Annotated in this window: 8 protein-coding genes and 1 tRNA gene; 3 read left to right on the forward strand and 6 right to left on the reverse strand. The window is 36.5% G+C overall.

Annotated elements, in window-relative coordinates; translation table 11 throughout:
* Nucleotides 1-61 precede the first annotated feature (61 nt).
* Genes G466_RS0104990 through G466_RS0105000 form a run of 3 tightly spaced genes read right to left on the reverse strand, consistent with a single transcriptional unit; the run spans nucleotide 62 to nucleotide 3,992 of the window.
* Entirely contained in the window at nucleotides 62-979 is a 918-nt protein-coding gene (locus tag G466_RS0104990) for a patatin-like phospholipase family protein (protein ID WP_026812669.1), read from the reverse strand.
* The gene (locus tag G466_RS0104995) at nucleotides 976-1,887 is read right to left on the reverse strand and encodes a patatin-like phospholipase family protein (protein WP_026812670.1); all 912 of its coding nucleotides are present in this window, start codon (nucleotides 1,885-1,887) and stop codon (nucleotides 976-978) included. Before G466_RS0104995 ends, G466_RS0104990 begins: the two co-directional genes overlap by 4 nt.
* The gene (locus G466_RS0105000) at nucleotides 1,884-3,992 is read right to left on the reverse strand and encodes a M1 family metallopeptidase (protein WP_229797173.1); all 2,109 of its coding nucleotides are present in this window, start codon (nucleotides 3,990-3,992) and stop codon (nucleotides 1,884-1,886) included. The genes G466_RS0104995 and G466_RS0105000 overlap by 4 nt, the downstream gene beginning before the upstream one ends.
* Before the next feature lie 120 nt (nucleotides 3,993-4,112).
* Between G466_RS0105000 and recG the strand changes: the two genes are divergently transcribed.
* Nucleotides 4,113-6,212, forward strand: coding sequence for an ATP-dependent DNA helicase RecG (recG, locus tag G466_RS0105010; RefSeq protein ID WP_026812672.1), 2,100 nt, complete (start codon nucleotides 4,113-4,115; stop codon nucleotides 6,210-6,212).
* Between the two features lie 694 nt (nucleotides 6,213-6,906).
* On the opposite strand, the gene G466_RS0105015 is transcribed toward recG, so the two are convergent.
* Nucleotides 6,907-6,982, reverse strand: a tRNA-His gene (locus G466_RS0105015).
* 242 nt (nucleotides 6,983-7,224) lie between these two features.
* Here G466_RS0105015 and G466_RS21460 point away from each other — a divergent pair.
* Together G466_RS21460 and G466_RS24685 are read left to right on the forward strand one after the other, a co-directional pair.
* Nucleotides 7,225-9,237 (forward strand): ATP-binding protein, encoded by a 2,013-nt coding sequence (locus G466_RS21460; protein WP_051315528.1) that lies wholly within the window; start codon nucleotides 7,225-7,227, stop codon nucleotides 9,235-9,237.
* The gene (locus G466_RS24685; protein WP_169720734.1) at nucleotides 9,200-9,310 is read left to right on the forward strand and encodes a hypothetical protein; all 111 of its coding nucleotides are present in this window, start codon (nucleotides 9,200-9,202) and stop codon (nucleotides 9,308-9,310) included. The genes G466_RS21460 and G466_RS24685 overlap by 38 nt, the downstream gene beginning before the upstream one ends.
* Here the strand turns inward: G466_RS24685 and bshB1 are convergent.
* A complete protein-coding gene (gene bshB1 / locus G466_RS0105025; RefSeq protein WP_026812673.1) occupies nucleotides 9,307-10,029 on the reverse strand; it encodes a bacillithiol biosynthesis deacetylase BshB1 in 723 nt (240 codons plus the stop codon). The two genes, G466_RS24685 and bshB1, sit on opposite strands and share 4 nt — an antisense overlap.
* An 89-nt stretch (nucleotides 10,030-10,118) precedes the next feature.
* The gene (locus G466_RS0105030; protein ID WP_026812674.1) at nucleotides 10,119-11,291 is read right to left on the reverse strand and encodes a trans-sulfuration enzyme family protein; all 1,173 of its coding nucleotides are present in this window, start codon (nucleotides 11,289-11,291) and stop codon (nucleotides 10,119-10,121) included.
* Nucleotides 11,292-11,483: the final 192 nt, after the last annotated feature.

The raw sequence follows: 11,483 nt of genomic DNA on the forward strand, positions 1-11,483 counted from the left end.
GAATTTTTATTTTTATCCCACTTTAAGCTTAGTGCGATATAACTATAGTGTTTAGATAATTCTATTTCCCTGTTGGACTTAAATCTTTTTCTGGGGAGCTAGAAAATTTATCCTCGGCGTAACTATATCCTTGTTGCCACCATTTGGTCATTAATTTTTTATTAAAGATCAGAGAGTTTTCTGTTAACCTAGTAGGCGTATAATACAGATTTAATTGAACGCCACGATGTTTTGCTGCTAATACACCTTCGGAAATATCGTGATATTCTATTTGATCCAGTACAAAACCATAAATACTCAACATTAAGGAGAACGGATTTTTACCCAATACTTTATTATGTTCCATATTTTCTGATTCCAATACAATGGCATCGATTTCCGTTGCACCTCGTCTTATAGCTTCCCTTATTGGAACTACACAACCCAAACCACCATCACCATATTCAAATCCATCCTTTTTCACCAAGGACATAAAAGGAATATAATTGCAAGATATCCATATCCAGTCGCAGAATTCGGCATAGGTAAAGTCTTTTATTGATTTATATTCCACCCTGTTTTTAGACAAGTTGGATACGGTGACCACTACTTCCTTTCCTGTTCTTTTAATAGCGTCGAATTCTTGGAGGGAGAAGTTTTTTTTAATGGTCCTGCGCAGTGCTTTGCTTTCGCCAAAAGTCCTTCTTTTTTTTACAAACTGAAGAATAGAGGTCAGGTAATTTATGGATACATACTCCCTACCCTCCTTTTTCCGTACCACAAAAGGGTTAAGACTAAAAATGGAGCGCTGATTAACATTGGTATACAAATCATGAAGTTTATCAATTTTGTCCAATGCCAATTGGGGAATCAGCAGACTTCCGGTAGAGGTACCCACTAAGATATCATATTCCCGTTTCTCTACTTCCATAAGATACTGTGCCACTCCCCCAGCAAAAGCGCCTTTACTCCCTCCCCCACTAATTACCAATGCCCTCATACTATTGCGGTTTCTATTTGATTGGTTTCTGCATTTTTATATTTGGCAAAATTAAAGCCACTTTCCCACCACAGTGTCATTCTTTCTTTTTCAAAAATAAGAGAGTTGGTAGTGAGTACCGTAGGCGTGTAATAAAAATTAATTATTGCATCATTGTGGGTAGCAGAAAACTTGCCTATTCTAATGTTCTGTTGTTCTATCCTATCTAACATAAAAGCAAACATATTGGTAAGCAGTGAAAAAGCATTTTTAGAAGGCATTCTATTAAGTTGGGTAATCTCAGTCTGCAATATAATTGCATCTACTACTTTTGCTCCTCTTTTTATAGCCTCTTCTATCGGTACCATACAGCCCAAACCACCATCTGCATATTCACAACCATTTCGCTTAACCAAGCTCATAAATGGCGTATAATTACAGGATATCCAAATCCAATCACAAAATTCCTCATAGGTATAATCCTTAATGGACTTGTATTCTACCTGATTTAAAGATAGGTTAGAAACGGTAACTACAATATCTAGGGCTTTCCGCTTTAATTCCTCAAATTCACTTACCGAAAGCGTGTGTTTTATCAATTTTAATAAATTATGACTTTCTCCAAAGGTTTTACTCCCCTTTAAAAAGTTTTTCATTACGTTATAATGACTAATCGCAATGGTTTCTATTCCATGTTTTTTAGTGATTACAAATGGACAATTACTAAAGATTTGATTTTGATCTACCGAAGTGTAAACCTGTTTTATCTTTTCAATCTTATCAAGGGCAAGATGTGAAATTAATAAACTTCCGGTAGAAGTTCCAAGAAACAGATCATAGTTTAGATTCATTTCCTCTATAAGATACTGAGCCACGCCACCTGCAAAAGCACCTTTACTACCACCACCCGAAATTATCATTGCTCTCATTCCTCTATTAATTTATTATTAACATAACGCAATTCCTCGCCCTTTAGTTTTCCCTTTAAACTTTCCATTCTCTTTTTCATTCCATCCTCTAACAAAAGCTGGTCAATCAGTCTCCGGGAAAACTGTTTAAATTGCCAAGAGTGATGTTGTGCCGCTTCTATCAAATCCAATAGATTTTTATCAGAAAACCCAATCACCTCCTGCAACATTCCAAAAGCATTCTGTCGTACATCAAAAGGGTAGCTTGCATCAGTGTAACCACTGAGCTCCTCATAGTAACTCCTGCTTTTCTGAGTTTCGTAATCCTTGGTTACCAAGGCTAAAGTCAGCCACAATATCCGAATATTTTTATCGGAAAAGCCAAAGATATTTTTGGTTCTTTTTAAGTAATTCGCTCTATCCTCTGGGAAATATATCCATAATTTATACAATATATGCTCTAAAGTAAGGTAACTTTTATCTTCTAAAAGGGATTCAAATTCCTCTTTTAATCCCATTGGAATCTGTACGGCCGCAATTGCAATGGCTTGTCTAATGGTAACGTCACCTGTTTCAATTGCTGCTTTAATAAACTCTTCGGTCAAGAGTTCATAATAGGTAGAGATTATTTTAGCTTTTAGTTGTACCGATTCAGCTTGGTTCCAATATTTGAGTATAACGGACTCCTTTTGCACTTTTGAAGTTGCTAACTCATCTTGAAGTGTAAAGAAATCTCTTAACACTTTGGATTCGGAAATCAATATATCCTTGGCTTCAGGATAGGGAAATTCCGTACCGTTTAACCATTTTTCCTTAAACCAATCAAGATTAGTCCCACTGGCTAGTTTCATTTCCCTTAAATAATCATCTATGTCTACATTTCCATATTTATATCGCATTAAGTATTGTGCAGTTCCAACTTTATAAGTTTTATCTCCTAGTTGTCTTCGTAAAACATGCAAAGCCCACGCACCTTTTTCATAAAATGTGAGACTACTAGATTTAGGGTCTGTTAAGGCCTCTCCCATTTTATTTTTGGAGGATTCATTTAGCTTTTGAGCCGACTCATAAAGTTTCCAGTAATAATATTCCTCACCAAAAATTTCCTTTTCTGCTAAAAGAGCGTAATAAGTGGCGAACCCTTCATGTAACCAATGAGAGCGACTATCTGTTTGGGTTACCAAGTTGCCAAACCATTGGTGAGCCATTTCATGTGCATTTACGTTTACATAGTTCCTATCCTTAAAAGCAATAGAATCCAAAAAGAAACTGTCTGAAAATATCGTTGTTGCCGTATTTTCCATTCCTGCATAAAGGAAATCGCGCACCGGTACTTGATCGTATTTCAACCATGGGTAAGCTACCCCGATCTCTTGCTCTAAAAATTCAAAAATCCGTTTCGTATATCTATAAGTAGGTTCACTTAAAAGGGAGTCTTCTGGGTAATAATATAAATGTATAGGAATTCCGCTTTTCGAAAAGAGTTGCTTTTTATAATACTTTCCAATTGCAAAGGCTAAGAGGTAGCTACTCATTGGCTGGTCCATATTGAACTCCCATTTTTTAAGTTCCCCAAATTCTTTGGTGCCAAGCAACGCTCCATTAGCGATTACCTGATATTCCTTATCGAAACTAATACTTAGGTCAAATTCTACCTTTTGGCGCATATCATCAAAACTAGGGAGCCAATGACTGGTATATTTACCCTGTCCTTGTGTCCATACCTGATTAGTTGTAGACAAGCTATCCCATCCTATAAAATATACCGTTTGTTTTGGCTTGGCAGTATAGGCAATTTCCAAAGTGTAATTTCTATTTTTTCTGAAACGATGGTAAATAGTAATAGTTTTTCCGCTGTTCTGATATTTTGCCTTTTTGTTATCAAGAAGTACGGAACTTATATCCAGATTTTGGGCATCTAGAAAAACAGTATCCAAATGCTGAAGGATATTCATATGGTAATTCACCTTTCCAGATATCAGTTTTTTTGGCGCATCTACAAAAAGTGCCACCTTTGCATGGGTAAAATTCACCTTGTCCTGATGCTGTGCTGCAAGCCCTAGAATATGTAGTAGGAGGATAGTAATTATGGTAAGTCTCATAGATGCGGACAAAGATCTTTTCAAATTTAACATGTTTATTGCAGTTAATTATAGTAAGTCCTATTTTAGTACAATAATTAAACAAGGTTGGGATTATTCCCAAAAATCATTCCCAATTTCCGGCATATTAATTATTATAAATAAATGAACCCCAATATACTCCAATCGCCAATCGCCTATTTAAAAGGTGTGGGACCCAATAGAGCGGAAACACTTAAGTCGGAACTTGGAATAGAAACTTGTCAGGACTTACTACACCTGTTCCCTAATAGGTATATAGACAAAACTCAATATTATAAAATTACGCAACTACAAAGGTCCAGTGCCGATGTTCAAATAATAGGAAAAATAATAAATATTAGGACCGTAGAACAAAAAAAAGGCAAACGTTTAGTGGCTAAATTTACCGATGGACAAGGGGAAATGGAATTGGTATGGTTCCGCGGGCAAAAGTGGATCCGTGAGAATCTGATAATAAATGTCCCCTACGTAATATTTGGCAAGACAAATTGGTTTAATGGCACCTTTTCTATGCCACATCCAGATATGGAATTATTGGAAGATCATAAAAAAGGACTTAAGATAGGAATGCAGCCAGTATATCCCTCCACTGAAAAGTTATCCAACAAGGGAATTACAAATAGAGTGGTAGGGAAACTTATACAGCAATTATTCATAGAGACCAAGGGTAGATTCTCGGAAACCCTATCCCCAAAGATTTTGACCGAGTTAAATCTGCTTCCAAAAAATGAAGCACTTTTTAATATTCATTTCCCTAAAAACCAAGAATTATTAGCGAAGGCGCAGTTTCGGCTAAAGTTTGAAGAGCTGTTCTATATACAATTACAGCTTATTGTTAAAAATATGCTACATAAACAGCGTATAAAGGGCTATTCTTTTAACAAAGTTGGATTATTATTTAATGAATTTTACAAAAATCACCTTCCATTCGATCTTACAAATGCTCAAAAAAGGGTGATAAAAGAAATACGTGCAGATCTTGGCAGTAATGCGCAAATGAATAGATTATTGCAGGGCGATGTAGGTTCCGGAAAAACTATAGTAGCATTAATGACTATGCTACTAGCTATAGATAATGGCTTTCAGGCTTGTTTGATGGCCCCTACAGAAATATTGGCAAATCAACATTATACTGGAATAAAGGAACTTTTAAATGATATTGGGGTAAATATTGCACTACTTACCGGATCGGTCAAAAAAAGAGATCGTAAAATAATACATGACCAGTTGGAAAGTGGAGAACTTCATATTTTAATTGGCACGCACGCACTTTTAGAAGATAAAGTACAATATAAAAATCTAGGTTTGGCAATCATAGATGAACAGCATCGATTTGGGGTAGCCCAAAGGGCCAAGTTATGGCACAAGAACGATATTCCCCCTCATATTTTAGTCATGACCGCTACCCCTATTCCCAGAACTCTTGCCATGAGTTTATATGGTGATTTGGATATCTCTACTATTGATGAACTTCCCCCAGGTAGGAAACCAATAAAAACGGTACACCGGTACGATTCCAATAGATTAAAAGTATTTAAGTTTATAAGGGATGAGATTAAAAAAGGGCGTCAAATTTATGTAGTATATCCATTGATCCAGGAATCTGAAGCCTTAGATTACAAAGATTTAATGGATGGATATGAAAGTATTGTGAGGGATTTCCCTATGCCAGAATATCAAATTTCTATTGTTCATGGGAAAATGAAACCCGCAGACAAAGATTATGAAATGGATCGTTTTGTAAGGGGGGAAACACAAATAATGGTTGCAACCACCGTTATAGAAGTGGGCGTAAACGTTCCCAATGCATCAGTTATGATTATAGAGAGTGCGGAAAGATTTGGACTTTCCCAGCTCCATCAGTTAAGAGGACGAGTTGGCCGAGGTGCCGATCAGAGTTTTTGTATTTTAATGACCAGCCACAAACTATCTTCCGATTCCAAAACACGATTAGAAACTATGGTGCGGACTACGGATGGTTTTGAGATTGCCGAGGTTGACCTAAAGTTACGTGGACCGGGAGATTTAATGGGAACACAACAAAGCGGGGTGTTAAACCTAAAAATAGCAGATTTAATAAAGGACAACGAGATACTAAAAACTGCGCGATATTATGCCCTTACACTACTAAAGGAAGATAGTCTACTAGAGCATCACCCAGCAATTAGACATACTTATGCCCAGATTGTAAAGCATAAAAATATTTGGAATTACATTAGTTAAAGATTGATCACTACGGATTTTCTACTGCCGCAGCATCCAGGCCGCTTTCACTAAGGTGAAATGCGCTATGAACACCTACCTCTGGTAGGTAAACCTTCCTTTGGCCAACGTAGAAACCCCTTGATTTACTACTAAAAGAGAAAGTAGGCCGAAAACCCTTTGTAGGAAGCCTCTTGTATTGTCTTCCTGATCCGCAGAATAGGACTTAATCCCGACGCATCGGGACCGAGATTCAGCTTTTTGATTTGATATAAAAAATTCGTCAGGACCGATCGGAAAATGCAACGATTTGCATTTGTAGACAAAGGCCAGTTGGCGCGTTGGCCATCACTACAGCCGGCTCCTTAAATCAAAGGCACACAGTACCTTCGCTTTCAAGCCCTGTTCGTTTTATTCATTGTCTATTATTTTTTGCTAAGGTATTCATGAATCTCCTTCGTCGGTTTCATTGGACAAGCAAAGAAAATGAAAGAATATATTTGGGTAAGTCTCAGTTAAACGTAAATGGAAGACTTCCTTTACAGATTAACTACAATTTTTGCATAAACACAACAATTGGTCATGATCCTTTTTGCATAAACACAACAATTGGTCATGATCCCTTTAAACCTGATTACCAGATTATTAACAAAAGTACCAGACACTTATATCCACAAAAAAAGCCTCATCCGTTAAGGATAAGGCTTGTATTTTTGGGTGGAAGACCGGGTTCGAACCGGCGACCTCTGGAACCACAATCCAGCGCTCTAACCAGCTGAGCTACAACCACCATTTGTAAGCGATGGCAAAGATAATTTTTTTGTTTCATCGGGCAAAATAAAATCACTTTTATTTTTTATAATAGTGACTAATTAAACGTTTATCGCTTTCCTCAATCAAATATCATGTCAATCATCGATAAATAACTCCTTTTTAATGTTAAAACAACTATAAAACTTACTTTCACAACAATTCTTATTTTTTCCTTTAGTAGGATAATATATTTATCATAAAATGTAGTGAATTCTTATTTATGCATAGCCTAGGAGATATCATTTATTGGTGGCGGAAATTAAAAGTAATTGCCATAGCCCTAATTTTATTTTTTCATGGACATTCTCTATTGGGCCAAGAGAGCCTTGCAAAAGAATTAATTAATCAGATAAATGAAGTTAGAAATGGAGCAAGTATTATCAACAAGGAAACGTATTATGCTTCCCTTTTAAACGATTTAGGAAGCGCCTTGCGATTTGTTAATCCCGATAGCCTATTAATAGTGTCCAAAGAAGCGCTTTCATTAAGTAAGAAAATAGGAGACAAAAAAGAAGAAAGTTGGGCATTAATTAATATTGGGGACTACTATTCTGATAGAGGTGAACATGCAAATGCGATTAATACATATGAACAGGCCATAGTTTTGGCAAAAAATATTGATGACGCTGAATTAATCATTAGCATTGGGAACAACTTGGCCTCCGAACATATGTATAACGGAGATTATTCTTTAGCTTTAAAAGGATATTTAGAAAATTTAGAACTGGCAGAGCTAAAGGGCGATAAAACAATGGAGTCTATCCTTAATGAAAACATCGCAAATTTATACACCTCACAAAAGGACTATAGCCAGGCCATATATTTTTTCGAAAAAGTTAAACATATTAACGAAAGTATCGGCAATAACATCACCTCTGCCCAAACCCTGAGCAATTTAGCGTACACCTATACGGAAATGCATAATTTTAAAGATGCTATTATATATATTGACAAGAGTATTGCCATATTCAAAAAAAATGAAGTTTGGGACTGGCTTGCACATTCCTATATGGTAAAAGGTAAAATATATTTAATGCAGAAAAAATATTCATTGGCACTTTATTGGTATGGTGAAAGCAATTTACTGCATAAGGATTTTCAAGATGAAAGAGGCATTATTGACTTATACAATGGTATGGCTGAAGCACATTTTGCCCTTAAAAACGACAGTTTGGCATTAGACCTAGCTTTAAAGTCCTATGGCACTGCCAAGAAAATAAAATCTATGCAAGGATCAATGGATGGTTCACATACCCTTTATAAGATTTATAAAAAAAGACAAGATTATGCCACGGCCCTAAAATATCATGAGATTTATCAAGAAATATCGGACAACTTATCTAGAGATGAGAATAGAAATAGCCTAAATTTATTAAAAACGAAAATTGATCATAAGATTCAACAAGAGGCACTTATAGAAGAGAATGAAAAAGCCTTGGCCAAGCAGAAAATCTATATCTACTTTTCCTTAGCTATAATTCTAATAATGGCCATTGTTGCGTTTATTGTTATTAGGGCAGAAAAAACCCAAAAAAGATTGATCCAAGAATTAAAAAAGCAAAAGGAAGATCTAGAGCAAAGGAAATTGGAACTACAAGCGTCCAATGAAACCAAAAACAAACTTTTCTCGATTATTGCCCACGACCTGCGTGGTCCTATAGGAGCATTAGAAAACGTATTGAGAATGTTTAATAGCGGAGACCTGAATAGGGAGGAGTTTATTTCGTTTGTCCCAAAATTAAAAAAGGATGTGAATAATATTTCCTTTACCCTAAACAACTTACTTACCTGGGGTAAATCACAAATGAATGCATCTACAACAAACCCTTCCAATGTGCTATTAGCAAACCTAGTACAGACCAATATAGATCTTCTGAACGAGCTTGCTAGTTCTAAAATGATCACAGTAGAAAATTTAATACCCGATGGTACTTGTATAAGGGCAGATAAGAATCAGCTATCTATAGTGTTTCGTAATCTATTGAGCAATGCAATAAAATTCACTCCTAACAATGGCCACATCACCTTTGGCGCCTCTGAAAAGAAAGATTGTGTAGAGGTCTTTATAAAGGACACCGGCAAAGGTATTTCTCCCGATATTCAGGAGATAATTCTAAATGAGAATGCTAATTATACTACCTATGGTACCAACAATGAAAAAAGGTACTGGTCTTGGTCTATCCCTATGCAAAGAAATGGTGGCCAAGAACGGAGGCACCTTATGGGTACATAGTGAAGTTGACAAGGGCTCCACTTTTTACATTACCCTTCCCAACGGGAAAGTACAATCTAGAAAATCGGCTTAAATAAGGCTTTCCAAATCTTTTACTGCTATACATCTTTCTACCGTAAAACCTTCTCCATACTCCACACCAACTAGTCGTCCTAGATCACGGGCTCTATAGTTAATACTATCAGTAAAGGTTTTACTACTTATAGGTGTTTCAGGCTCGTTGCTTTTCGGATCGTAAAATTGGGAGCCATAGGCCATAATTGCTTGTGTCTTCACTTCAATAAAATCGGATACATCTACGATAAAATCAGGTTTCAGATTTTTCCATTGTATATAATGATACACCAATTTAGGCCTCCATGCGGATTGCACTTGGCTTTCACCTTCCAATTTAGTCACCACTTTTATTAATCCACTTAAAAAACAAGCATCACTCACCAATTTACTTCCTTTCGCATGGTCTATATGACGATCATCAATTGCGTTACATAAAACAATATTTGGCTGATATTTACGAATCATCTTAATTATCTCTAATTGATGTTCCCTATCGTTAACAAAGAAACCATCTGCAAAACCAAGGTTTTCTCGCACGGCTACCCCCAGAATTTTTGCTGCCTCTGCAGCTTCTTGATCCCTAATTTCCGCAGACCCACGCGTACCAAGTTCACCACGCGTTAAATCTACAATTCCTACTTTTTTACCATTTGCTACTTCTTTTGCAATCGTAGCACCTGCACCTAACTCTGCATCATCCGGATGTGCTCCGAACACTAATATATCTAATTTCATCAATGAATATTATAGTTTTATATCTAGAAAAACCAGATTGTATCTGTCTTTAAATTATAAGTTCTAGTACTTATTAGCTATCATAATTTTTAAACCGACTGTTCACGTTCCTCTTTCACCTTTTTCAAGGCTTGCTCTATATCTTGTATAAGATCCTCAGTTTCTTCAATACCTACCGAAAAACGAATTAAACCATCTGCAATTCCTTGTCTTTTTCGTTCCTCCGCACTCAATAAGGAATGTGAGGTCAGTGCTGGGGTAAGCGTAGTGCTTTCTACACCGGCAAGGCTCATAGAGGGTTTTATCAATCTTAAGGATTTTTGGAATCTGGAAGCACTTAGTTCGGGTTTAAGTTCAAAGGACAGCATACCTCCATACCCTTTCATTTGCGATTTAGCAATTTCATGGTCTGGATGAGAAGGCAGTCCTGGATAGTAAACGGTTTCAATATCCTTATGATCCAACAAATATTGAGCCATCCGCAACGCATTCTCATTCTGAGCTTTTACCCTAATACCCATAGTTTTAATACTTCTTTCTAATAACCAAACTGTATAATCACTTAGACTACCTCCTAAATTTTTAGCCAAATGGAAAATACGTTGCATATTCTTTTCCGAAGAGGCAACCGCCCCTGCACAGATATCCGAATGCCCTCCCATATATTTAGTGGCACTGTGAATCGTGATATCAATTCCAAAATCCAACGGATTCTGATTTACCGGACTAGCAAATGTATTGTCTATCATAGATACAATTCCGTGCTTTTTGCAAATATTGGATACGATTTTCAGGTCCGTTATCGTCAATAAGGGATTGGACGGAGTCTCTATGTAAATAACTTTCGTGTTATCCTGTATTTTCTCCTCAAAATGAGCTGCTTTCAACCCTTCTGTAAAAGAATATGAAATACCAAATTTTTCAAATTCTTCCGTAACCAGGTTATAAGTACCACCGTATAAGGTTTTTTGTAGAACAATATGATCACCGGCCCTAAGAAATGCAAGAAGGGAAGTACTAATTGCAGCCATTCCACTACCGAAAATCAGGGCAGCTTCCGCTTTTTCCAAGGCCGCAATCTTTTTTGCCAACCCTATTTGATTAGGGGTATTAAAATATCTAGGATACCGTTTTACATCTACGTCTTCAAATGCATAGGACGTACCCATATACAGAGGAGAAACAGCCCCTTTATATGTTTTATCTTCTAATTGCCCTGTATGGGTGCAAACCGTGTTCAAACCTTTTTTATCTTGATCCATATTACCGACTTATGTTAAAGAGACTATAGTCGCTAAAGTTACAAAAAATGCTTGTACACCAATTTACTCAAGTTACCTATTGCAGCAAAAAATAAATTTAAAGTATCGCACAGCAAAACTCAATATATATCGGCAGTAAAAATATCCGTTTGGCTAAACAAAATCAATAAAGCCTAATTTCTAATCCCTAAG

This window comes from Arenibacter certesii DSM 19833, from assembly GCF_000429545.1.
GTDB lineage: Bacteria > Bacteroidota > Bacteroidia > Flavobacteriales > Flavobacteriaceae > Arenibacter > Arenibacter certesii.